We start from the raw sequence: 25,144 nt of genomic DNA, 5'->3' as shown, positions 1-25,144 counted from the left end.
TTAACGCTTACAATAAACTACTTACTTTTTCCATCGGAATTAATATGTGATTGTATTTACATATTAAAACAAACAAACTAATAATTCAATGAGAATTTATAATTTTTTAAATTATAACAAAATCAAAAAAACTCCAGCTCTTAACACCCCCTCTTATATCTATTTTCTTAAAATTTCTTTTAGAGTTCTATATGATGGGATTCATGTAACACGAGATTAGCTGCTGCGCACAACATAAAGTCTTTACCTAAAGCCGTACTTCGAATGTCCAAGTCATGTGTATTTGTTGACAACCCTTGTGAAATGACTCTGTCTCTTAATTTAGCAACAAGTGTATCACTTGCACCAAGTACTCCACCTATTATGATAATTTCAGGATTAAGCAAGTTCACAATATTAATTATTCCCGTTGATAAGTAATCTACAACATCATCAAGAATATTAACTGCAAGTACATCTCCTTCATCCACAGCTTTAAAGAACTTATCTAATGTAATTTTATTAAGATCCCCCTTCGCCATTTTGGCTAACTGCGTTTTCTTCTTTCGAGATATTGCAGAAATGATTCGCGAATATATATAGGGCCACCCCACGTAATTCCCTAAGCACCCTCTACTTCCACAATCGCAAAGGATCCCTCCTCTTTCCACAATAAAATGTCCAAATTCCCCCGCCCCGCCTTGGTTTCCACGATAGATTGAATTGTTAATCACGACACCTGCGCCTAAGCCATCTCCTACCATGATGTAAAATAAATCCTTATATTCATCTATTTCTCCTAGCTCTTTTTCCGCAAGTGCAATCGAATTTGTATCATTTTCCAGATGTGTTTTTATTTTAAAGCGATTCTCCACCATATCTCGTAAAGGAATTTCAATTAATTCTAAGGCTGAGTTATACCTTAAAATCCCATTTTTATAATCCACAATTCCGGGTGCCACAATCGAAATCCCGATACATTTATGAAGATCTGAAATTTCAGATAAAAAATATTCAAGACATTCCAGAAGATAACTAATAAAATCCTCACCAATTAAATTATCAACAGGATAAGAAATCACCTGCAAAACTTTGGGCTCCAAATTTAATTCACCAATTTCAATCATGGTATTCCTTATGGAAACCCCTATAATGGTTCGTTTATTAGGAGAAAACTTCAGCAAAACAGGTCTCCTTCCTCCATTTGAAACTCCTGTCTCCCCCTCTTCAACAAACCCATTTTTAATCAGTTCATTTACAGCAGACGTGACGGTTGTTGGGCTAAGATTATTTGACTTAGCAATCTCAATTCGAGAAATAGGTCCATGCTTCCTAATAAAATCAAAGACAATGGATCTATTAATTTCCTGCATAAATTTTAAGTCCCCAGTTCTTCTATTCATGATTCTCCCCCTAATTGAGTGAATTTTACCACAATAAACCAACTTTTTCCATAGTCTTTAATAAGTTTGTTGTATACGTCGGGATGTTTTTCGTATAGGGGTCTAAGTAAAATGAATTCTTAAAGAAAAGCTAAGTTATTAGGATTATTATCTTATCCACCATAGCGTCATAACTGTTTTTTCTCTTTTTCATTAAATATTATCATTTTCAAGTCTTTTATAATTATTTTATATTTAAAACAATATTGTTTTCACACATGTGTTCCGAACCTCGTTTATTTTCGGTTAATATAACTCTTAATAACAATTTATTAAATGTCCTTTTGCTTTAATTAAAAGTGCTTGGTACCTGTCCCAGTTCTTTTAGCAAGTCTTAGCACCAATACAATTATTGCTCACTAAACTAGGATTTAACCTTCCCCAGCCATCGACAGATTTATAATCGGAGCTCTTCGTTATCCCATGGCCTGCTCAATTTGTAGTCCAGAAAAGATGTGGGACCATATATTTAAAAATATCCTTACTAAAGAAAACTTAGATTTTACTAACAGGTTCACTTCAGAGGTGCAAACAATTAACTATCAAGGTAAATCGCACGGGTTTTTACCTAGTCATTCACCGTGCGACGTTTATTGTAATATCAATGGTTATTAACCATTTCATCCGAAAATCACCTATCAAATCACAGTTTAATTTACATGGGTGGAAATAATTATTGGCGGTGTGTGAATTAACCGGTGATTGAGCAAGTGAAAGGTAGGGGGATTACCAAGTCATTTGGATATATATGTTAAAATAGAAGTTAAATTATCGAAGACTTTGTGAAAAAATGGTTCTTAAGGTAAAAAAGGACTGAACAAGAAATCTTAGAGTAACCTGTGATCGTTGATATAAGCGGAAATTTTTCCGTTATCAACCAAAGTAGCGTTCAGTTCGTCGTAAATAAGCGGAGTTTTTCCGTTTAAACAAAAAGAAATGACCCATTTTCATGTTTTTTGAGTCAATAGTCGGAATTTCTCCGTCTATTTTAGCTATTTTCAATGTTGATTTCTAAATAAGCGGAATTTCTCCGCTTATTTAGAAATCTCTACCTTAGCCATTTAATCAAATAGGTAATCGATTGCCTTTTATGAAAATAATCAAACCGAATCTCAAAAGATTCGGTTGTTTTGACGTTTACTAGTCTTTTCTTTCTGTGAATTAAGGTGATAATTAGAGTTTTGCACCTCACAAGTAAACCCGTTAAGATTTTACTCCCAGACTTTTTACTGACGTTACTCCATTAAATTTTCTTCTTTTCATAACTCCTTTAATTAATAGTCACATTTATATAATTGAAGAAAAAATAGTTCCTTTCATATCAGCTTTATTTATGCTTGAAGGAAATATATTTCTGATTTGGCAAATTTGACAGACTCCTCCAGTTATAGTTCGTCTAATAGAAGTTAGTGCTCCTCAGACCAAAGATTTCCCACCTGCTTACTTAAATATAGAGTCATCAAGGACAACCTTCTTTAGGCTATAGTTATTTCTGCCTTTACTGTTCGAGACCTTAACGCACATACTGGGCGCACTTAAAAAACGTGGCCGGAACCAAACGAAAATAACTGAGTTAAATTCCGAACAGTAAATTTTTATAAGTACAGAAACAAATAGGAAGCGCACTCAAAATACGGAGACTCCTGCGGAACAGCACGTGTCCGAAGACTCTGCAAGCATTTTCTTTGCTGTGGAGACTGTGGCCGTGCCCACGGAAAGCGACGTATTTTGACTAGCGTTTCATAAAGGACTTAACTTATAAATGAAAAACCGAACCCATCACGTTAAAATGTGTGAATAAGTTCGGTTTTTACTATTCGTAAACGACTTCTGTCCCAGCCTTTTTAATCTAGTCGGCTTTGACTAAAATTTTCACTTGATTTCTTTCTTTTAATAAAGCCTTGAACCCTTCTTCGATAACGTCATCAAGTTTAATTCGTTTAGTCACTAATTTATCAGCAGGGAAATAACCTAGTGCCATTAAACTAATAACAGCTGGGAAAACATTACGGTATCCAATAATTCCCTTAATCGTACGTTCCTTTAAGACAATATTTTGAGGATGAATAGAGGCTTCTTTTTCAAAAATACTTATAATCATCGTTTCTCCACCAATCATGGTGGAGTTAATTGCTTGAGTTAGAACGCTAGGAACACCAGTAACTTCATAAGAAACCACTGCCCCTCCATTTGTTAATTTAAGAATTTGTTCGACAGGATCTACTTGGCCTGGATCAATGCCAATTGCACCAAGTTCTTCTGCTTTTTCCCTCCGTTGTTCTGATAACTCAACTGCATAAATTTCAGATGCACCTGATGCTTTTAATGCTTCAATCACTAAGAGTCCGATAGGCCCTGTTCCAAAAACTGCAGCTTTATCCCCCACTTTCATTTTGCTTTGTCGTACTGCATGAAGAGCCACTGCTGATGGTTCAACAAGTGCCCCTTGCTCATAGGACACCGTTTCTGGGATCTTATGAAGCATTACTTCTGGAATGGATGCATATTCTGAGAAGCCACCGCCTCCTCCAGCAAGCCCATAAAAGCCCATTTTGTCACAAAGATTATATGCCCCTTGTTTACAAGCTGAACATTTCCCACATGCATAAATAGGCTCAACAACCACACGATCCCCAACCTTAACACTCATAACTTCTTCACCAATTTCAACCACTCGTCCAGAGAACTCATGCCCCAAGACAATAGGGGCTTTGTCTCCACTTAAGGGATGTGCTGTTTCAGTTGGAATAAAGATCGGTCCAGCAGTATATTCATGTAAATCACTTCCACAAATCCCGCACCATTCTACTTTTATTTTTACTCTATCTTTTTCAGCAGACGGTTCTGCGATGATATCTAGTCGTAAATCTTTTACTCCATGCCATCTTAATGCTTTCATGTACTTCTCTCCTTATGTGTATTTAAATCATGTCATTGCTAGTTTTTTGAGAAAGTAACACCATGAATACTAGAAAGACGTTAACAAAATCTATCGAGGTTACAATCATTTTTGTTACTTTGCGTAATCATTTACAACTATATTTAAAACACCTCGGCCTAGACGTCCGCCTTATTCCTCTAACCGCTCTAATGTTCAATGCTATTTTAACAATTGATTTAAAAAAACATCACCCCAAAAAGAAATCAAATTAATTTTTGTCGAAATCTTAATTTAAACATGAACAGCATTTCCAATTGTACTATGCAATGCTTCATAGATTGCCTCAGATAGACTTGGATGGGCAGCAATATAATGTTCCATACTGTCCGTTGTTAATTCAGAGTGAAGCATAAGGCTTCCTTGTCCTATCAATTCGGTGGCATGGGGCCCGACAATCGAGACGCCAACAATTTCTCCAAACTCTGGTTCAATCAACACCTTTACTTTTCCGATCTCCTCATTGGCAATTAAAGCCTTTCCGTTTGCGGAAAATGGAAATTCTCCAACCCTTACGTCACCATATTGGTCTTTCGCTTGCTTTTCTGTTAAACCTACGCTGGCAATTTCAGGTGAAGTATAAATACATCGTGGGACAGCTCGATAATTTACTTTTGTATCCATCCCACAGGAGTTCAAAGCAGCCACTTTACCTTCATGGAAAGCAACATGGGCAAGCTGAGTACCACCGATTACATCCCCACATGCATAGATATTGGGAATATTCGTTTGCATCTGCTCATTGACCTGAATTCCTTGTTTAGAAACATCCATTCCGATGTTCTCAAGACCCAAGTTAGTCACTTTTGGCTTTCGTCCAATCGAAATAAGAACCAAATCTGATTGAACCTCATGGAGACCTTTATCGCTTTCAAATATCGCCTTCTTCTGATCTTTATTTAAATCTATTAGTCTGGTGGAAAGATAAATAGATACACCATCGTTCTCAAGCTGCTTATGTAAGATGTCGGCTACATCTTTATCTTCTCCTGGAAGCAGTTGCTCAGCCATCTCTACAATGGTCACTTTTGTCCCCAACTTACAGTAAATACTAGCAAACTCGCAGCCGATGACACCTCCGCCTATAATGAGAAGAGAGGAAGGGATTGACTGAAGTGACATGACTTGACCACTATGAACAATCCAATCACCGTCAAATGGAGCAAATGGCAGTTGGATGGGTTCAGAGCCTGCAGCAATAATGATCTTGTCTGCGGTGATTTCGTCTTTCAACCCATTATTTTCAATCCGTAAACTACAGCTTGTTTGAAATATTGCCTTTCCCTTTATTACTTTCACTTTATTTTTCTTCATTAAATATTGAATTCCTTGAACCAGTCTGGACACAATCTTGTTTTTACGTTCATGGACGGTATTCCAATCAATTTCAAGTTGATCGGATCGGAGACGAATCCCAAATTCTCCGGCATGTTGCAGCCTACTATACACTCCAACACTTTCTAAAAGAGATTTCGTTGGCATACATCCTTCATTTAAACATGTGCCTCCAAGCTGCCTTTGGTCAATAAGTGTTACATTATGTCCCTGCTGGGCTGCAGTAATTGCAGCCACATACCCAGCAGGACCACCACCTATAATTGCGATCGTTGCCAATGTGTTCCCTTCTTTCTATAAAAGCATAGTTATTGGCTCTTCCAAATATTGTTTTACCGTTTGTAAAAATGCTGCAGCTGGAGCTCCATCTAATACACGGTGGTCAAAAGTCAAACTAAGCGGCAGAATACTTCTTCTTTCTAACTTATCCCCATTAAAAGTTGGGGTGTCAGAAACGGCTCCAACACCAAGAATTCCTGTTTCAGGCGGATTTAAAACTGGGGTAAAATGCTCAACACCGTAACCGCCGAGATTACTAATCGTAAATGTGGAACCCTGCATTTCCTCAATTGTAAGCAGTCCTTGTCTTGCTTTTTGAGCCAGGGTCTTAATGCTTCGCGACAAATCAATTAGTGAACAACGATCAGCATCTCGGATGACCGGAACCACTAACCCTTTTTCAAGCGCAACAGCCATTCCAAGATGAACGTTTTTATACAAAAGAATTTTATCGTTAATATACGCACTATTCATCTGCCCATGCTTCTGAAGTGAAAGGACAACGGCTCGTGCAATGAAATCGGTCACCGTTAATTTATTTTCATAACGATTTTGAACAGATTGGGCCATTTGCTTTTGTAAAGCGATTAAATCCGTCACGTCCGATTTCATGTTAATCGTTAGCTGTGCTGTTTTTCGCAAACTGTCATACATGCGTCCTGCAATCACTTTTCGTATCCCGCTGACCGGGATTTGCTCGATCTCTTCTATTGCATTCACAGGAATCTCGCTCTTATCCTTTTTCAGTTCATCTTGATGAGCGTCCAAATTCTTTATGGCTTCCTGTACATCCTCCTTCGTTATTCTTCCTCCTGGCCCCGTTCCCTTAATAGTTTCAATATCAACGTTGGCTGCTTCCGCCATTTTCCTTGCGACTGGCGAAATCTTCACGCGGTCCCGAGCCGTTTTTACTGAAGAGACAGGTTCCTTTTTTTCGTTTTCAGGTGCAACATTATCTGCTTTTTGCCTTTGTATTTTTTCTACTGCATTCGCCGAAGCGACTTCTTCACCTGGAGCTCCGATATAACAAATTACAGTCCCTGGAGGAACCCCCTCTCCTTCTGGAACAGTAATTTTTAACACTGTACCTTCTGCAGGTGATTCTATGTCCATTTCAATTTTCTCTGAGTTAACACTCGCAATCGCTTCACCCTTTTCAACAGGGTCTCCGACTTCCTTATTCCATATCGACACAGTGCCTTCTTTCATGGCCATCCCCAATTTCGGCATAACAACTTCTACTGACATGTCTAACTCTCCTTCCTTCTCCCTGCTTAGACTTCCAAAGATTCACCTAATAGTTCTCTTATCACTTTGACCACCGTTTCTGCTTTAGGCAGATAAAGATCCTCAAGTGACGGTGAGAACGGTACAGGCGTGTGGGGGGCTGTAATCCGTTTAATTGGAGCATCAAGTGTATCGAATCCCTTATCTGCAACGAGTGCTGCGATATCAGTAGCAATACTGCATCTTGGATTTGCTTCATCAATCACGATTAGTCGGTTCGTTTTTGCAACAGACGATAATATGGTTTCTTCATCCAATGGTGATAAGCTGCGGGGGTCAACAACTTCCACTTCAATTCCTTTAATTGAAAGCTGTTCAGCCGCTTCCAGTGCGGTATTCACCATCTTGCCGACTGCTACAATGGTCACATGGCAGCCTTCTCGCTTGATATCTGCTTTACCAATTGGTAACGTGTAATAGCCTTCAGGAACCTCACCTGACATATTGTAAAGGGTTTTATCTTCAAAAAAGATGACAGGATCGTTATCTTCGATTGCCGCAAGTAATAGTCCTTTTGCTTCATAAGGTGTGCTTGGGACAACCACTTTCACGCCTGGAATCGCAGTAAACAAAGCATATAAACTTTGTGAGTGCTGCGCAGCCGCTCTGAATCCAGCACCATGCATGGTTCGGATTGTAACTGGAACCTGTGCCTTTCCCCCAAACATATAGCGGAACTTTGCTCCCTGATTTAATACTTCATCTAAACAACTACCAATAAAGTCGTTAAACATTAACTCAGCGATTGGCCTCAGGCCAGTTGATGCAGCTGCCATTGCAGCGCCCATGTAACCTGCTTCTGTAATTGGGGTGTCTAAAATTCGCTCTCGACCAAATTCTTGCACGAGCCCTTTTGTGACTCCGAGTACACCACCCCATGCATCTTCGTCCTGTAAGTGGTCAACTTCAGCCCCGCCGGCAACGTCTTCACCTAATAAAATGACATTATCATCTTTACGCATTGCAAGTTTCATAGCCTCATTAACCGCAGCTGACATGCTTAATTTTCTTGCCATAATTTAATTCCTCCTTTTAATTAGTCACTCCGAATTAAACTTCTAAATTTTGATGGATTCAGCCGGTGATCTAAGTTGTTATTTTGGTTCCCTATTTATCGAGCTCTCATAAAAGTTCAATAAGAGACGTATACATCGGTTAACAATTCAGAAGGACTTGGATAAGGACTCTCTTCGCTAAACTCCACTGCTTGATTAACCGCTTCTTCAACAGATTTTTCTAAAGCATTTAAGTCGTTTTCAGCTAAAAGCTGCTCACTTAGCAAATAATTTCTGAATTGAAGAATCGCATCTTTCTCCTTCAAATGTTCAGATTTTTCTGCTTCTATTTTGTATTTTTGGGCATCTCCTTCAAAGTGACCATAATTTCGATATGTGACGCATTCAATTAGAGTTGGGCCATCCCCGCGTCGTGCCCGCGAGACAGCCTCTTCTGCTGCTTGGTACACAGCCAAGATGTCTTTTCCATCCACCTTGATACCTGGTATATTATAAGAAATCGCTCGATCAACAATTGATTTACAGCTGGATGCATAAGAGAATGGAGTGGCTTCCGCATAACCGTTATTTTCGGCAACAAAAATAACCGGTAGATTCCAAATGGAAGCAAGATTAATTCCTTCATGGAATGTCCCATGGTTTTGAGCACCATCCCCAAAGAAACAAACGCTTACATCGTTTGTCTTTTTTACTTTAGCTGTCAAGGCAGAACCGCATGCAAGTGGAAAGCCCCCGCCGACAATTCCATTGGCACCTAACATCCCTTTATCGAGATCCGCAATGTGCATGGAACCTCCTTTTCCTTTACATAATCCGGTAACTTTCCCATAGATTTCTGCCATCATGCCATTCAAATCACAGCCTTTGGCAATGCAATGTCCGTGCCCGCGATGGGTGCTTGTAATACTATCTTTATCGGTTAAATGAGAACATACACCAACAGCAACGGCTTCTTCCCCAGCATATAAGTGAACAAATCCTGGCAAGATCCCCTTTGCGAATAACTCATGAACCTTATCCTCAAAATGACGGATTTCCAACATTTTTTGATACATCCACTGAGCTTTTCCCTTTGTTAAAATGACATCTTTACCTTCCATCGTTCTCATTTATTAAGCCTCCCTAGAAATAGTGAATACACTTTTATTCATGCAAGAACTGTGCCAAGAAACAAAAAGGGATAGTTTCAATGATTAAATAAAATTAAGATGCAAAAAAAGAGACAAAGCGAGACAACTGTCTCGTTTTGTCTCTTTTCGATTACTTAATCTAGGACGATTTAGAGCTATTATTATAACGACGCAAGCCTCGAGATAAAACCCGAAGCTTTTAAGATATTTTTTTAAATGGCAACCGCTGGGTTGAAAGCGCTTTTTCTGTTTTGTATAATTGGAACTAGATTAATAATATTTGTTTTGAAAGAATTCTTTCTTTTACTCCTTTTTTCTTGGCAGGATTTACAAATAAGTAATCGTCTCAAATTACTTTGACAATATTCACCATGATGTAGGAGGGTTTATGAATACTACTTTTCATTTTGATGATTGGAAGCGTTTTGTTAATGAAGGAATTCTTGATTCAGCACGTTTGAACAAGCGGCTTTTGGAATCTTGGTACCGTTGTAAAAAAGCAATGGTAAATCCTTATTTAAATAAAGGCCTGGATTTATTATCAAAAGAAGAACTTAGTGAAAAAAAAGAGAAGAATTCTCTGCTGATCGAATTAGCCTCTCCCTATATAAAAAGGATGGATCAAGCTATAAAGGATTCTGGCATGATGGCCCTTTTGGTCGATCCGGATGGATATGTTCTATCTTTAACTGGAAACGAAACAACCTTGTCTGAAGCACGAAACATTAATTTTATTGAAGGGGTACGCTGGACCGAGTGTGAGGTCGGTACAAATGCAATTGGGACATCATTAGAATCAAAAGAAGCTGTTACTATTAATGGGGCTGAGCATTATTCCGTTGCTTCCCATCAATGGAGTTGTTCTGCCACACCAATTTTGTACGATAATGACAACCTCTTGGGTGTCATTGATGTTTCATGTCCAATTAAGTCTTCCCACCCCTTTATGCTTGGAATGGTCGCATCCATTTCTTATGCAATTGAAAAAGACATAAGTAAGCGTTCCTATCAGGAGGAAATAGCACTTGTCCAACAAGCAGACCATCTGGCAGAAACTCACCAAAATCGGCTCTTTCTAGTTTGTAATCAAAAACAAACGGTCATCTCCGCAAGTAAACCCGTTCGCGAAAGGTTCCCACAATCGATTGGAATGTTTCTAGATGAAGTCTTACATAACGGATACCAAATTGTGTCTGAATTGCCCTTCCATTCAAAGAAAAACAACCGGATTGTTGGAAGCTGTTATTTCCTTTCAGAGATGCAACAATCGCGTCAAAACATATCTTTACATTCGCTAAGCCATTCAAAACCCTTTATTTTTAAAGGGGAGCGTGGGACGAGTGAAGTTTTTCAAAACACCTTAAAGAAAGTTAAACTTGTAGCTCCAACAGATACTACAGTGTTTATTTCCGGTGAAACCGGCTCAGGAAAAGAATTGATTGCACGGGCAATTCATGACAACAGTCCACGAAAAGATGGTCCATTTATCGCATTAAATTGCGGAGCGATTCCAAAAGACCTTATGGAAAGTGAGCTTTTTGGCTATGTTGAAGGAGCCTTTACTGGGGCAAGACGGAAGGGTTATAAAGGGAAATTTGAACAGGCTCAACAAGGAACTCTATTTCTTGATGAAATTGGTGAAATCCCTCACTCAATGCAAGTAGCGTTGCTCCGTGTTCTTCAGGAAAGGAAAGTGACTCCGGTTGGCAGTACGAAGGAAATCCCATTAAATGTACGTGTTATAACAGCAACCCACCGTGATATTATGGAACATATAAAAAAAGGGAATTTTCGTGAGGATCTTTTTTACCGTTTAAATGTATATCCTATTGACGTTCCCCCTCTTAGAAATCGAAAAGAGGACATCCCGTATCTTATCCGGTATTTCTGTAAAAGAAAAGAATGGAATAATTTTAATGTGGATGACCTATCTGACAGATTGAAAGACTATGAATGGCCAGGAAATATAAGGGAATTAATAAATGTCTTAGAGCGGCTGCACATTATGTCGCTCGATAATCAATCAAGTCAGGATCTTATTGTTAATAGCATGGAATCCTTAACTTTTAAACAACCAAGCAGTTCTTCATTAATTGGGCAGAAAGATAAAGAAGCAGTTGAAACGAAGTTAACAGCCCGAGAAAAAATACAGAGGGACTTCATGCTGGATGCTTTAAAAAAGACAAAAGGAAATGTGACGGCTGCCGCGAAATTACTTGAAATCCCAAGAAGTACTTTTTATAAAAGGCTGCGGAAGTTTGGAATTTAATGGTGAGATTGTTCAACTCATTTGTTCATTAATTAAGAATTAAGAACTAGCACTTAAGTTTTCCAACATGATTTTTTGTAATAAAATGTTAGCAAACTACTTTGTGTATTACTCGCTACCGCAATGTACCGATAAACGTCGATTAATTCCTTTCCAGTTTCGGTAGACGCTGTTGATTTATTTTGCCTCTTACTATGAATTTCAAAGAGTATTCTTTTTTTGATGATTATTCCGAGAAAAAATTATAGAATCCGCCCCTATCTGGGTAAGGTCCATTTAAATGTATCAGAAATAGGTTGCCCCATAATTTTTATGTAATTTAACAGTTTCAAGTACATCCTATCAATGCATGTGGACCAATGTCACCTCTAGGAATATCCGATTTAATCAAAACCAAGCTTCCCCTCCCGCTTCGCCTTATCAAATGCTCCCTTTCCCCATGAGTTACCAATCGACCTGGTTAAAGGCGTGTTGAAGTAAGTAAGGGGATTTCTCGGCATTTAATCTATTAGGGGGTTGAACCATTGACATTTCCTAGCTCACCTTTTTCCATATTTAATGGTTCCATTGTTAGGTTTACCCTAAAAGAGAAAAGACACTAACAATTAGTGTCAATTTTAACTAAATATACAACTGTATTTTTAGAAAAATAGTGCCCAATCCGATGGCCTGCTCCTAGTCGCTATTATCCTTGTTTTAGCTTTTGAATCACAGCTTTGATCATAAAATAGTCAACTTCTTCAGGTAATGCCTCTTTTAGCGGCTTTAATTTGTCTGTCCCGATTTGGTGAATCGCGTTTGTTATTTGTTCTTCATAATCAGCATTAATAAAACGATCCCAGTCTACTTCAAGATGATTAGCACTCGCCTGTTCGAGATGATTTTGAATGGTGATGATCGACATGGCTCGCGCATCAGCTATTTCCTGTAAGGAATAGCCATCTTTGTAAAGGTCATGCGTTACTTCATAGGATTTTTTATTGGTTGTTATGATTTGCATTTGTGGTGCGGATGGTGTTTTTTCTTTTTCCTTAGGTTTCTCAACATCATTTTCTTCACAATAGTTGACGATTTCAGCTAAAAAGGCTTGTCCATACCTTTCTAATTTTTGTTCACCGACACCTTTGATATCTAATAGTTCCTCCACAGTCTTTGGAAGCTTGGAGCTCATTTCTCGCAAACTCGCATCTGAAAAAATGATATAAGGTGGAACGTTTTCTTTTTCCGAAAACTGCTTTCTAAGAGTACGCAAATCTTCAAACAATGCATTATCAACTGCAAATTGCTTCGCCTGTACGGCCTCTTTTTTCAACACGGTTGCTTTGCCTAATAGTACATCAGCACCAGAATTTGTTAACATTAACACCGGAAAAGCACCACTTGTTGGCTTTAAATACCCTTCAGCTGTTAAAAAATCGATCAGTTCAGAAGCTTCTTTTTGATTATAGTTTTTCATAATGCCATAGGTCGGTAGACTATTAAATTTCATCTGTCGAATCTTTTGATTATTGGCTCCGGTTACAACTTGAGCAATCAGCGATTTTCCAAAGCGTTCCTTCATCCGTTTGATACATGAAAGGATCATCTGTGCTTCACGAGTCACATCAACCGACTCGCGATGATCTAAGCAATTCCCGCAATGCCCACAAGGAGCTGATTCCGTGTCACCAAAATATTCGAGGATATAGGATTGAAGGCAGCCTTCTGTGTGGCAATACCCCACCATTTGCTGAAGTTTTTCATACTCGCGTGTCTTTTGAACGGGATTCATTGTTTCGGATTGATCAATAAAAAACTTCTGAATTTGCGTGTCCTGGGGAGAGTATAAGAGAATGCATTCACTCGCTTGCCCATCACGCCCAGCGCGCCCTGCTTCTTGATAATAGGCCTCGATATTTTTTGGCATATTATAATGGATCACAAAATGGACATTGGATTTATCAATACCCATTCCAAAAGCGTTTGTTGCAATCATAACCGTCACTTCATCATACAAGAAGGCTTCTTGTTCTCTAATCTTTTCCTTTTCACTTAAACCAGCATGATATTTACCGACCTTAAAGCCTTTTTCTTTTAAAAACTGATAAAGCTGTTCCACGAGCTTTCTTGTTGCCGCATAGATAATGCCAGACTCCGATGGATTCTTTTTAAGATACTGAACGATATATTTTCTAGAGTCTTGTCCCTTGATGACTTGAAAAAAGAGATTATCGCGGCCAAAACCGGTTTGTACAACCGATGATTCTTGGATCGCTAGGAGCTCGCAAATATCTTGAGTGACTTGGGGAGTTGCCGTTGCAGTTAAGGCAACAACGATAGGCTTCTCTCTCAAGCGATCAATCATTTGTTTTATGTTACGATAGCTTGGCCTGAAATCATGCCCCCATTGTGAAATACAGTGGGCTTCATCAATAGCAACCAATGAAATCGGGAGCCGATTCAACCACTCAATAAAATAAGGCACATTCAAACGCTCAGGTGCCATATAAATCAGCTTGTAACCGCCCGACGCGGCAACGTCAAGGCGTTCTTGCACCTCTTGACTTGACAATGAACTATTAATAAAAGTGGCCGGAACTCCTGCTTCCTCTAGCGCATCCACTTGGTCCTTCATCAAAGAGATAAGAGGCGAAATCACCAATGTGACGCCAGGAAAAAGAAGTGCAGGAATCTGGTAACACAAGGATTTCCCGCCACCTGTCGGCATGATCCCCACTGTATCCTGTCCAGAAAGCAAACGATCAATAATACTTTCTTGTCCTTTTCGAAAATTCTCATAGCCAAATGTTTTCTTTAAAACAGCTCTGGCTTCGTTAAGCATGACTAAACCCCCGCTTATTTCTATTCATTTTTTCATTATAACACGAGAGATTATGAATCTCTTTTTAAATTATTTAAAATGAAAAATGGTAAAACTTCTTCCTATTTATCAAAATGTAAAAAGGCAAAGACACTAAATAAATTAGTGTCAAAAAATGAAACAACCTTTATTCTTTTGAATCCATAACCCGATTTTTCTCGAATGTTTGCTTCAACACACTTTTGATAATCTTTGGATGCATCAAGCTGCCAGTTGGGCGAAGAAGGTTTATGACCATAATAAACAATGGGTTCAGAGTCAATTGCACCTTCATAAATTTTATCGATGGATGGTTTCAGATCCATATCTGTAATGGAATTGGTTAATTCTGTCGTAACTGCGCCTGGTGAAATAATGGTGGAACGACTAGTATATTTCCAGCCTCTTTTTTACGAAGTCCTTCAGAGATAGCACGTACAGCTAAATGGCAAATTATAATTCCTTCACATCAAGAAATGATTAGAATAGATTACAATAAGGAGATCGGTAACAAGAACAATCCGTCTTGCCACTTTTCTACATGATGGTTCGCGGCTCCTCCTTACTCTTCTTTATACCCTTAGGTTGTCCCACTAATTAGGTCGCTGAATCCCTCACTACTGAAAAATCCTAATGATGGAATGCATCAAATGATTGTTTAATCCTCTCTCCCGCCTTAACTATTTGGGTTACCTGAGCATCTCTCTACGGTTTGCTTTTAAACCTCATCGACAAACCTTCTGTAATTTTCCCTAAAAAAAATCCTCCTTGAATAGACGGAACGAAATAGAATTTCTTTTAAAATTAAGTCTATAAATCCTTGTCATTTTAAGAAACAATGCTTTTTGTGCGGAACGTTCCTCGCTAATTGGCCTAATATTGGATTGGGGTTTAAACAAAGGCAAGCTGCCAATTGAATTGTAAAAAAAGAATGGCTGCAATATGGGGGCGATTGATTTGTTTTTACATCATAACGACCTTACCTTAGAAATGTGGAAAACAAAAATAGATGCTTTTGTAAAAAACGGAGACTGTATAACGCCGCATCCCGATTTAATCAAAGAAGGAGCAGAAGGGTTTGTTTACAAACTGTCTGACTCCGCCGTTGTTAAGATTTTTAAGGAAAAAGACATTGAGACCTATTCCATCCTTTTTTCTTTGAGAGATAGTCCGTACTTTCCAAATGTCTTAACGCGTTATAAATATGACAAGTATGTCATTATGGATTTTATAAATGGCATATCCCTTGATGAAGTGCCCAACGATCAAAAGAAAACATTGAATTTCAGAAAACAAATTAAAGGCTTAATTCTTGACGTTTTAAACAGTGGCTATTTCCCTGAGGATCTGAATACAACGGGTAATTTACTCTTTTTTAAGGACCGTATATATTGTGTCGATGTCGGTTTTTTCGAACGTTTTAATATCCCAAAAATGTATCACGATACCGTTTCGGAACTGATCTTAATGAATGTAAGTCATATCGAAGACCCAGTGATACGTGACGAAGATGTTGATCACATCAAAGCCGCTCAGTTATTTTCCTCCATTCCTAAAAAATATCAGTTCACTCTTTGGACCTTGCTATCTGAAGCGGAAGGAGATGATGGATGGTTTTTTTCGCTTTCCAAAAAGTATCAAAACAAAACGTTTAATAAGGACGAAGCGGTTTGGGTGCCTTTGTTAGATTCTATTTTTATGTATGATTAAAGAGCTGGTTCATGCAAACTAGCCGTTATGGACACTGATAGAACTGATCCCCGTCTAGAAAGTGTGCTGCTGTCAAATAGAAAAAAAAAGAATGGAACCTTGTGAAAAAAAGCTCCATTCTAGATAATCACTAATTTTATCCAATAAAATTCTGTTCTTTCACTAAATTCATTGAATCCCATTCAGCTTGGATGTCTTCTAATGTCTTCCCTTTTGTTTCAGGGACCATTCTCCAAGTGAAAAGGAACATGATGATACACATTAAAGCAAAAATCCAGAAGGTCATTGAAGACCCTGCATGTTTTAAGAGCACGGGGAAAAACTGCGTCACAAGATAAGTGGCTCCCCATAATACAAATGAGGCCATTGCCATTGCTCTCCCGCGAATTCTTGTTGGGAAAATTTCGGATATGACAATCCAAACGCCACCGCCCCATGATAATTCAAAGGCTACTGTGTGAAGTAAAACCATGGCAAGAACTAGCCAACCGATAATGTGCGTTGCCTCAAATACTCCTCCGACAATGATGAGGCAAATGGCCATTCCCGCTGCCCCAATCATGAGTAACCGTTTTCTTCCAACGCGATCCACTAGCAGCATTAAAACAATCGTAAAGATAACTTTAATGGCGCCTATCATAATGGTCTCTATTAAGGCAGCATTCGCTCCAGCTCCACTTTGTTTGAAAATAATCGGTGCATAATAAGCGACAGCGCTTGTACCTGTAAATTGCTGCATCGCCGCTAGAACGACAGCTACTAGCATAGCAATTTTAAATCCCTTTTTAACGAGCTCACCCACAAATCCGGGACTTTTACTTTCGTCTCTAAGAGCAGCGTTAATAGCAGTCATCTCGGCTTTCGCAACAAAAGGACCATTTATTCTTTCTAAAACCGCCTTAGCCTCTGTCTGCTCCCCTTTTTTCAATAAATACCGCGGGCTTTCTGGAACCCAGAAAAGTAAAATAAAAAATAGAATTCCTGGAATAGCACCAACTCCAAACATCCAGCGCCAGCCGATCGTTTGATCCCAGTTTTGAGTATGTGTGTTCGCTATAATAGCGTTTACAATATAGACTACAAAAATTCCAGAGGCGATCCCTAATTGATTTGTCCCAACTAACCGACCACGAATGCGCGCAGGAGATATCTCAGAAATATACAAGGGGACAAGCAGAGAGGCAACACCGACACCTAAACCGCCAATAATTCTTGCCAAAATAAGGATGGCGACGGTTTGTGTGAAAGCACAACCTAAACTAGAAATAACAAACAATAAACCTGCTGCCAAGAGAATGGGTTTTCTTCCAAATTTATCGCTCGTAATTCCCGCTATAATAACACCTGCCATGGCCCCTAATGGAATACATGCTGAAACAAAACCTAATAGCCCTTCATTCATTTGAAATTGAGTTTGCAAAAATCCAACCGCTCCGGAAATAACCCCTTGATCATATCCAAAAAGAAGTCCGCCGATCGCCGCTATACCTGCTACTAAGGAAACAAATAAGGTACTTGATTCATGACGTACAGATCCTTTATGAGTTGCCATCCATTCCACCACCCTTAATAACTGATTTAGACTTGAACCCCTGCTTTAGTAGCTTTTTTCAATGCAAGGGGGTAACGCTTACATTTCGAGACGAAAAAACGAATGAGCATTAGCCGCTAACATTCATTAAAGCTTTCTCATCATTCAGAAATATTAATACTCTAATTATACTAATATGCAAGTTACAGTATAAAAATGATCGCTATTACTCCGATTACCCATAGTAATAAGAGTAATAGTCTCATTTGTGTCTGTTTTTAACAAACATCACCAGCAACGAATCAAGTCTAAAAGGTTAGTAATTATTTTTTTCAAGAAGAACGATCATCTTTTTTCAAAAAGTCTATAAGCGTCTGCTCCCTTTCTTCTCTCATTCGTTGAGCCAACTCTTCTGGCCAATCATAGAATCCTTTTCCATTCTTGATCCCCTCGTTCTTTTCTTTGATAAGCTTCACCATCGCCTGAAGCGAGTGATTCTCTATTGATAAATCAGAAAAGAGATATTCGGAAATGGCATGAAAGACATCCAAGCCGCCCATATCTGCCGTCATAAATGGTCCTGTTCTAATTCCGCAGCTAGTGTACGAGTCATCCCAATGACTCCCATTTTGGCAGCAGAATAGCCCACTCGATAAATGAGGGGACGTTTTGCTGAGATAGAAGACAAATTAATAATCCGTCCTTTTTTCTGATTCTTCATATAAGGAAGCACATTTTTTATACATAAAAAACTTCCCGTCAAGTTACTGTTGATGACTTGCATCCATTCTTCTTCCGTCACATCTTCCGCACTTTTAGTTGGACCAGGCGCCCCTGCGTTATTCACTAATACATCAATTTTATGGAAGGTGTGTATCGTCTCCTCCACCATCTTCTTAACCTGATCGGGATTCGTCACATCCACAACCAAAGGCAAAGCGTCATAACCCCAGTCTTTAAATCCCTTAGTTGTTTCGATTAATTCAAGTTCGTTTCTTGCAGCAAGCACTAATTTTGCGCCTCTTTTACCAAAAGCTTCAGCAATTTCCTTTCCAATCCCTTTATTTCCTCCAGTAATAATGGCAACTTGACCACTGAGATCCAACGAAAGCCCTCCCATTATGCTTGTTTTTTAACGCTTCGTTAGGTTGACTTAAAAGAGAAAGCAAAAGAACTTTTTCGTTCTCTTGCTTCTCTAAATATTCGTCTATTTTTAAACTTACCAGCGCGTTGCAACCACTTTTCTGCGGGTATAGAAATTGACGCCATCTTTCCCGTTGACATGGAGGTCACCGTAGAACGAATTCTTCCATCCGGAGAACGGGAAGAATGCCATTGGCGCTGGTACGTTGACATTTACCCCTAACATTCCCGCATCAATTTTATCTCTAAAATCTCGAGCAGCCTTGCCGCTTTGAGTGTAGATCACAGCTCCGTTCGCAAAGCTGGATTGGTTGGTGATCTCTATCGCTTCATCCAAATCACTAACGCGAACAATGCTTAAAACGGGAGCAAAAATTTCATCTTTCCAAATCTGCATGTCTGGATTAACGTGGTCAAAAATGGTAGCCCCTAAGAAATACCCTTTATCCGCTTGTTCAGCATCGATACGGCCATCACGAACAAGCTGAGCTTGCTCTTGAATCCCGAGTTCAATATAGTTAAGCACACGTTTTTTGTGACTCTCACGAATAAGCGGTCCAAGGAACACCTCCTCTTCCAGACCATCCCCCATCTTAATCTCATTAGCAGCTTGAATCAATCTCTCGACAAATTGATCGGCTATTGATTCTTGAACAGCTACTACTGAGCAAGCCATACAGCGTTCGCCTGCACTTCCAAAAGCCGCTCCGATAATCCCTTGAATGGCTTTATCCATATCAGCATCTTCTAGTACGATTGAGTGGTTTTTCGCCCCAGCCAAAGCCTGAACTCGTTTCCCGTTTGCGGCGGCTGTCTTATAGACATACTCAGCAACGGGTTGTGAGCCGACAAATGAAATCGCCTTGATGGTTGGATGCTCCAGCATGCCATTTACAACGTCATGAGCACCATGCACAATATTCAATACACCTTTTGGCAGCCCGGCTTCTGTGAATAGTTCGACTAATCTTTGAGCGAGCAATGGTGTTCTTTCGGATGGCTTTAATATAAATGTGTTTCCACAAGCAATAGCTAGAGGGAACATCCAGCAAGGCACCATCATCGGGAAATTAAATGGAGTAATTCCACCGACAACGCCAACAGGGTAACGGAACATGCTTGATTCGATTTCCGTTGCGATACTAGCTAATGAATCTCCCATCATTAGTGTCGGAGCTCCCGCCGCAAATTCCACACATTCAATTCCTCTTTGAACCTCCCCGCGAGCTTCTGTGAGAGATTTTCCATTTTCTTTTGTAATTAATTCAGCCAGCTCTTCGTAATGCTCCATCAAAAGCTGTTGATATTTGAATAAAATTCGAGCTCTCTTTGGTACCGCCACATTAGACCAAGATTTAAAGGCCTCAGATGCTGCTGCTACTGCGCGTTCAACATCATCTTGTGCAGAAAGAGGAACTTCGGCTAGAATTTCTTCTGTTGCTGGATTTGGAACACTCTCCGTTTTTGAGTGAGAAGCTTCTACCCATTGTCCGTTTATATAATTTTTTAATGTTTGAATGGTTTTAGTTGTCATGATACTCTCTCCTTCTCCTTATAGATCAAAATTAGTTTTTCCTCGTTACATTCTATTAAAATATCGAATATAGAATTACCGCTAGAACCAGAACGGCAGTTGGCAGAATAACACTTAACAAGAAAATAGGTTTATAGGAGCGTTTATGCGTTTCACCGCAGATTGTACGAATGGTTGTGACAATATAGCCATTGTGCGGCATGGAATCTAATCCCCCAGATGCTAATGAAGAAATTCGGTGCATCGCTCCTGGATCCAATCCCTTGGCCATATAGAGCGGAGCGAGAATTGGGAGCGCAATCCCAAGTCCGCCGGATGCTGAACCGGTTATCCCGCAGATTACGGTTACTGCAATAGCAAGACCGATATAACCCGGAACATGGACAAATGAGTTAACAATTTGGGTAAAAGCCGTTGTCTTTCCTACGACACTACCAAATCCAACGACGGCACATGTGTTGGCTGCTGCCACTAATGCATTCTGTGTTCCAGCAGCGAGAGAACTCCAGACTTTACTGACAAATTTAATGTTCAAGAGCCATGTTAAGATAATGCCAAGGAATAATGAAATAAGAGCTGAACTGGTTGAACTAATAAACCTTGATAAAATATTTAAGCACACAATAACCCCAACAAGAGGCAACAGGGACGTCAGCCAATGCGGAAGAACTTTTTCTGACGTGTCCAGCGTCGCCGAAACTTCCGCGGCTCCCTTTTCATCCAGAACGGTTACATTCGCCCCTTCTGGAAGACTAAAAGTTTCCCCATTTTTAACGGCTTTACTTACCATTCTTCCTAACCATAATCCACCCAGTATCATAATGATGAATCCCATCGCAAAACCGATCCAACCGCCTGCAACCGTGTTCGTATGAAAATATTGTGTTGGGATCAGATTTTGAATTTCAGGTGAACCAGGGGACGTCATAGTAAAGGATACGGATCCAAAAACAAGAGCGCCTGGAATAAAACGATGGGGCAAATTAGCTTTTTTAAATAGCGAGACGGCAATCGGATAGACCGAAAACCCGACAACGAACAAACTGACACCGCCATAGGTCATAATGGCACAAGCGGCTACTACAGCGAAAACAGCCCTTTTTGGCCCCATTGTTCGACTGACCCATTCTGCAATCGATTCAGCAGTTCCTGTATCGTGCATGACTTTACCGAAAATGGCGCCTAACATGAAAACTAAAAACCAAGAGGCAAAATAACCTGTAAAACCGTCCATATAATACTTTGTTAAAGCTGTTTCTAAATTAAGGCCACCAAAGACCGAAACAACGATGGAACAAATGATAGCGGAGATAATGATGTTAATGCCTCGCATTGTTAAAAAGATCAGCAAAGCCAGTGACAGGATCAGGCCAATCAAACTTAGCATTATAACTCCTCCTCAATGTTTAGCTAATGGATTTTTGCTTACAGGTAAAATCATAATCAAAACAAACTTGATAGAGCTCCATAATTTCCTCGTGATTTGGGACACGCGGATTATTCTGTGGACTACCGCTTTGCAAAGCATCTGTTGCCATTTTGTTTAAAGCGTTTTCAAAAGCATTTTGATCAATCCCCCATCCTTTTAAATTGGGAATGTCTAAGTCTGAGCAAAGTTGTTTGATTTCTGCAACTAAGTAATCGGCTGATATCTCATCTGATTCCTTCTTCATCTCTGGATAGAGAAGGCTGCAGATTTCTGCCAAACGCTCCTTGCAATGATCTTTGCTGTACTCTAATACAGCAGGCAAAAGCATGGCATTGGAAATTCCATGAGGAACATGGAAAAGAGCACCAATTGGACGGGACATTCCGTGAACCAAACAAACCGATGCGTTTGAAAAAGCGGCCCCCGCAAGCATTGCGCCATAGGCCATATTTCCTCTCGCTGTTAAATCTTCCCCATGGTTATAAGCTTGACGAAGTGAGCCCATTATTAATTGGATCGCCTCACGCGCGAGAGTATCTGTAAAGGCATGAGCCCGTTTCGATATATAAGCCTCAATAGCATGAGTCAAAGCATCGATACCGGTTGAAGCAGTAATCCCTTTTGGTGACGTAGCGGAAAGGTAAGGATCGACAAGGGCAACATCTGGTAAAAATGCAGGTTGCTTGATCATCATTTTGACGTCATTTGAAGTATTAGTGATGACCGTGACATCTGTCGCTTCGGAACCTGTACCCGCAGTAGTTGGAACAGCGATCAGAGGTAAGGAATCCTGCGTTACTAGACGCTTATTCCCCATGTATTCACTAATCGAGCCACCATTTGTAGCAAGCACGGCAACGGCCTTAGCTGTGTCAATACAACTGCCGCCTCCTACTGCAATCACCACATCCACTTGATGCTTCTTCACCCTATTTAAAGCTTCTTTCACATATTCATCCGTTGGTTCAGATTCAATTCCTAAAAAAGTAAACGGGGTGACACCCGCATTTTCTAAAAGATTGATACTCTCTTGTACATATCCCAACTTTTCCATAATGTGATCGCTTACAATTAAGGCTTTGTTACCAAACTTAGAAGCCTCTTCACCTAGTATTTGAAACGCTTGTTCTCCGTAATGAATGTGTCCTGGCACACGTAAAGAAAAGGCTGCCATATGAATCCCTCCTGTTTGTTGCTTCTCTCGTTATACCTCATGCAATTACTGTGCCAACACATAAAACCAGGTAAAATAAGGCTTCCTTCTTAGGATATGTAGTTATTAAACAACACTCACCCCTACAGGTGTTGCTGCAACTGTAGATAAAATTCTACACAATGCCGAGACGTTTTAGCTTTTGATAAAGTGTCGTTCGATGAATGCCTAATCTTCTCGCTGCTTCACTCTTATTCCCATTGCACACTTCAAGCATTCTCATAATTTCATTCTTTTCAAATGCTTTCTGACTTTCCTTTAACTGGTCTATATTTATGGGCGAATTGATGTTCTCAAGTCCCTTATTTTCTATCGATTCCTTGTAGTCAAATGAAGAATGAGTCAGAAATCGCTCTGGCAAATCACTCATTTGAATTTCTGGCCCGACAACTAATGTGACCAGTTGTTCGACAAGGTTCATGACTTCCCTCGTATTCCCTGGCCAATCATAGGTCATTAGAACTTCCACTGCTCGGAGACTGAACGTTTTTGGGAGTGATCTATAACGCGTGCAAAACAGTTGTAGAAAGTGCGATAGCAAAGCTGGGATATCCTGTCTTCGTTCTCTTAGTGGTGGAATACGGAGATGAATAACATTTAAACGATAGTAGAGATCTTCTCGAAACTCACCATTCTTAATAGAGGCTTCCAAGTTGACATGTGTCGCGGCAATGACACGCCCTGTGAATGGCACTCTGCGATTGCTGCCGACAGGTTGAAATTCCTTTTCTTGAAGTACCCTTAGAATCTTAGCTTGCATAATTAACGGCATGTCTCCAATCTCATCTAGAAAAAGGGTACCGCCATTTGCTAGTTCAAATCGCCCTTTGTGCCCGCCTCGTTTCGCTCCAGTAAAGGCTCCTTCCTCATACCCAAAAAGTTCAGATTCAAGGAGGTTTTCAGGAATCGCTGCACAGTTCACCGCTACAAATTCACCTTTTGAATGGGAACTTATATTGTGAATCGCTTGAGCGAACATCTCTTTCCCTGTACCGCTTTCTCCGGTTATCAAGACGGTCGCTTCTGTTCGAGCCGCTCGTCTCGCAATGCTTTTACAATAAGTCATTTCCTCACTTTCATGAATAATGGTTTCAAAAGTAATCGATGGTTTTTTCTTGTCCATCTTGTTAAAGGGATTGGCATGCTTGATGTCATCAACACTTCTATTTTCTTCAATCGCCTTCTCTAATACTTTGTAAAGCTCGGTAACCCCTTCAAATATCAGAATTCCAACAGCACCCATAATTTTATTATTTCGCCAAATCGGGATTCGGTGAACAACCATACTTTGTCCTTGTATGGTCTGCAGTTTTGCCCGTTCAGGAATTCCCGTTTGTACGGTGATGTGGAGCCGCGTATTTTCAATCACTTCTTCAACTGATTTATAGAGGACGTCTTCATCTTTCACGCCTAAGAAATTTTTGTAGGCTTCGTTCATTTTGATAAGGGTCCCTTTACTATTTACTACTGCAATCCCTTCGTAGGCTGTCTCCAGAATAATATCCAACACATCTGCTACATCGCTTTTTTCTCTTAGAAGCTGCTGGTAGGCGAAAAGTAATGCCTTGTTCGTGAGTTGTCCTTGAATACGCCCCCTATTGTCGATTACCGGAAATAAACGGTCTTCTCCTAGAGGCACTTCGACAATGGAGTCATATAAATTAACGGTCTTCCTTTTCGTCAATAGAGAAATCGGAATGGGATCATCCAGTTTGGCACCTGATTGTAAAAGCTTCAAAAGATCAATGGGGGTAACGATTCCGAGATAATGGCCATCTGAATCAGTTATGATCCAGTCTTGGTCTTGGTCTGGGGAAGGGTGAGTGGTCATCTTTCTAATGACAGTTCCTAAGTCTGTATCTGCTTGAACAGTATCCGCAAGTTTCATCCAGTCCATAACTAAATAGCCTTCTTCAACCGATGAGGAATCGTTATGAATTCCTTTGAATTCTTTAGGTTTCACAAGCTTGCCTCCTTTGTATTGCTTTTTAACGAGAAAGGTTTTCATTATTCCGATACATTTTTTTACATTTATGGGTTTAAGATTGTGAATGCTAAGATGAACGAAAA

The 25,144-nt window shown here is 39.7% G+C and carries 16 protein-coding genes and 1 pseudogene; 2 read left to right on the top strand and 15 right to left on the bottom strand.

Annotated features, from left to right (window positions below):
• Positions 1-179 precede the first annotated feature (179 nt).
• The 6 genes from PU629_RS11255 to PU629_RS11230 all read right to left on the bottom strand — a co-directional run bounded on the left by PU629_RS11255 (position 180) and on the right by PU629_RS11230 (position 9,385).
• Positions 180-1,382: an ROK family transcriptional regulator gene (locus tag PU629_RS11255; RefSeq protein WP_275280164.1), complete on the bottom strand. Its 1,203-nt coding sequence runs from the start codon at positions 1,380-1,382 to the stop codon at positions 180-182.
• 1,888 nt (positions 1,383-3,270) lie between these two features.
• Positions 3,271-4,320, bottom strand: coding sequence for a 2,3-butanediol dehydrogenase (locus PU629_RS11250; protein WP_275280163.1), 1,050 nt, complete (start codon positions 4,318-4,320; stop codon positions 3,271-3,273).
• A 273-nt stretch (positions 4,321-4,593) separates the two neighbouring features.
• The gene (gene lpdA / locus PU629_RS11245) at positions 4,594-5,973 is read right to left on the bottom strand and encodes a dihydrolipoyl dehydrogenase (protein WP_275280162.1); all 1,380 of its coding nucleotides are present in this window, start codon (positions 5,971-5,973) and stop codon (positions 4,594-4,596) included.
• Between the two features lie 15 nt (positions 5,974-5,988).
• A complete protein-coding gene (locus PU629_RS11240) occupies positions 5,989-7,221 on the bottom strand; it encodes a dihydrolipoamide acetyltransferase family protein (protein ID WP_275280161.1) in 1,233 nt (410 codons plus the stop codon).
• Between the two features lie 26 nt (positions 7,222-7,247).
• Positions 7,248-8,276, bottom strand: coding sequence for an alpha-ketoacid dehydrogenase subunit beta (locus PU629_RS11235; protein ID WP_275280160.1), 1,029 nt, complete (start codon positions 8,274-8,276; stop codon positions 7,248-7,250).
• A 116-nt stretch (positions 8,277-8,392) separates the two neighbouring features.
• A complete protein-coding gene (locus PU629_RS11230; protein WP_275280159.1) occupies positions 8,393-9,385 on the bottom strand; it encodes a thiamine pyrophosphate-dependent dehydrogenase E1 component subunit alpha in 993 nt (330 codons plus the stop codon).
• A gap of 409 nt (positions 9,386-9,794) precedes the next feature.
• Here PU629_RS11230 and PU629_RS11225 point away from each other — a divergent pair, with 409 nt between their 5' ends.
• Complete coding sequence (locus tag PU629_RS11225) at positions 9,795-11,675, top strand: sigma-54-dependent Fis family transcriptional regulator (protein ID WP_275280158.1); 1,881 nt, start codon at positions 9,795-9,797, stop codon at positions 11,673-11,675.
• A gap of 383 nt (positions 11,676-12,058) precedes the next feature.
• Here PU629_RS11225 and PU629_RS11220 read toward each other — a convergent pair.
• Together PU629_RS11220 and recQ are read right to left on the bottom strand one after the other, a co-directional pair.
• A pseudogene (locus tag PU629_RS11220) lies at positions 12,059-12,206 on the bottom strand (DUF255 domain-containing protein).
• Positions 12,207-12,360: 154 nt separating this feature from the next.
• A complete protein-coding gene (recQ, locus tag PU629_RS11215) occupies positions 12,361-14,496 on the bottom strand; it encodes a DNA helicase RecQ (RefSeq protein ID WP_275280157.1) in 2,136 nt (711 codons plus the stop codon).
• A gap of 975 nt (positions 14,497-15,471) precedes the next feature.
• Here recQ and PU629_RS11210 point away from each other — a divergent pair.
• Entirely contained in the window at positions 15,472-16,224 is a 753-nt protein-coding gene (locus PU629_RS11210; RefSeq protein WP_275280156.1) for a BUD32 family EKC/KEOPS complex subunit, read from the top strand.
• Positions 16,225-16,360: 136 nt separating this feature from the next.
• Here the strand turns inward: PU629_RS11210 and PU629_RS11205 are convergent, their stop codons facing one another.
• From PU629_RS11205 to PU629_RS11175, 7 genes are all read right to left on the bottom strand, one after another.
• Positions 16,361-17,776, bottom strand: a complete 1,416-nt coding sequence (locus tag PU629_RS11205) for a sugar porter family MFS transporter (protein ID WP_275280155.1) — start codon at positions 17,774-17,776, stop codon at positions 16,361-16,363.
• A gap of 311 nt (positions 17,777-18,087) precedes the next feature.
• Positions 18,088-18,327, bottom strand: coding sequence for a 3-hydroxyacyl-CoA dehydrogenase family protein (locus tag PU629_RS11200; protein WP_275280154.1), 240 nt, complete (start codon positions 18,325-18,327; stop codon positions 18,088-18,090).
• Positions 18,324-18,860 carry an SDR family NAD(P)-dependent oxidoreductase gene (locus PU629_RS11195; protein ID WP_275280153.1) on the bottom strand — a complete coding sequence of 179 codons (537 nt, stop codon included), beginning with the start codon at positions 18,858-18,860 and terminating at the stop codon, positions 18,324-18,326. Before PU629_RS11195 ends, PU629_RS11200 begins: the two co-directional genes overlap by 4 nt.
• A gap of 114 nt (positions 18,861-18,974) precedes the next feature.
• On the bottom strand, positions 18,975-20,432 hold the full coding sequence (locus PU629_RS11190; RefSeq protein ID WP_275284329.1) for a CoA-acylating methylmalonate-semialdehyde dehydrogenase: 1,458 nt from the start codon (positions 20,430-20,432) through the stop codon (positions 18,975-18,977).
• Positions 20,433-20,487: 55 nt separating this feature from the next.
• Positions 20,488-21,819 (bottom strand): GntP family permease, encoded by a 1,332-nt coding sequence (locus tag PU629_RS11185; protein ID WP_275284328.1) that lies wholly within the window; start codon positions 21,817-21,819, stop codon positions 20,488-20,490.
• Between the two features lie 19 nt (positions 21,820-21,838).
• Positions 21,839-23,035 carry an iron-containing alcohol dehydrogenase gene (locus PU629_RS11180; RefSeq protein WP_275284327.1) on the bottom strand — a complete coding sequence of 399 codons (1,197 nt, stop codon included), beginning with the start codon at positions 23,033-23,035 and terminating at the stop codon, positions 21,839-21,841.
• 154 nt (positions 23,036-23,189) lie between these two features.
• Positions 23,190-25,037: a sigma 54-interacting transcriptional regulator gene (locus tag PU629_RS11175; protein ID WP_275284326.1), complete on the bottom strand. Its 1,848-nt coding sequence runs from the start codon at positions 25,035-25,037 to the stop codon at positions 23,190-23,192.
• Positions 25,038-25,144: the final 107 nt, after the last annotated feature.

Origin of the sequence: Pullulanibacillus sp. KACC 23026 (assembly GCF_029094525.1) — a bacterium.
In the GTDB taxonomy this organism is placed as follows: Bacteria; Bacillota; Bacilli; order Bacillales; family Sporolactobacillaceae; genus KACC-23026.
This window is presented reverse-complemented; position numbering and strand designations above follow the sequence as displayed.

What these genes read in the sequence shown, in the direction of transcription:
- PU629_RS11255 (WP_275280164.1), bottom strand. Translation starts at nt 1,382, where the DNA reads ATGAATAGAAGAACTGGGGACTTAAAATTTATGCAGGAAATTAATAGA.
- PU629_RS11250 (WP_275280163.1), bottom strand. Translation starts at nt 4,320, where the DNA reads ATGAAAGCATTAAGATGGCATGGAGTAAAAGATTTACGACTAGATATC.
- PU629_RS11240 (WP_275280161.1), bottom strand. Translation starts at nt 7,221, where the DNA reads ATGTCAGTAGAAGTTGTTATGCCGAAATTGGGGATGGCCATGAAAGAA.
- PU629_RS11235 (WP_275280160.1), bottom strand. Translation starts at nt 8,276, where the DNA reads ATGGCAAGAAAATTAAGCATGTCAGCTGCGGTTAATGAGGCTATGAAA.
- PU629_RS11230 (WP_275280159.1), bottom strand. Translation starts at nt 9,385, where the DNA reads ATGAGAACGATGGAAGGTAAAGATGTCATTTTAACAAAGGGAAAAGCT.
- PU629_RS11225 (WP_275280158.1), top strand. Translation starts at nt 9,795, where the DNA reads ATGAATACTACTTTTCATTTTGATGATTGGAAGCGTTTTGTTAATGAA.
- recQ (WP_275280157.1), bottom strand. Translation starts at nt 14,496, where the DNA reads ATGCTTAACGAAGCCAGAGCTGTTTTAAAGAAAACATTTGGCTATGAG.
- PU629_RS11205 (WP_275280155.1), bottom strand. Translation starts at nt 17,776, where the DNA reads ATGGCAACTCATAAAGGATCTGTACGTCATGAATCAAGTACCTTATTT.
- PU629_RS11200 (WP_275280154.1), bottom strand. Translation starts at nt 18,327, where the DNA reads ATGACGGCAGATATGGGCGGCTTGGATGTCTTTCATGCCATTTCCGAA.
- PU629_RS11190 (WP_275284329.1), bottom strand. Translation starts at nt 20,432, where the DNA reads ATGACAACTAAAACCATTCAAACATTAAAAAATTATATAAACGGACAA.
- PU629_RS11185 (WP_275284328.1), bottom strand. Translation starts at nt 21,819, where the DNA reads ATGCTAAGTTTGATTGGCCTGATCCTGTCACTGGCTTTGCTGATCTTT.
- PU629_RS11180 (WP_275284327.1), bottom strand. Translation starts at nt 23,035, where the DNA reads ATGGCAGCCTTTTCTTTACGTGTGCCAGGACACATTCATTACGGAGAA.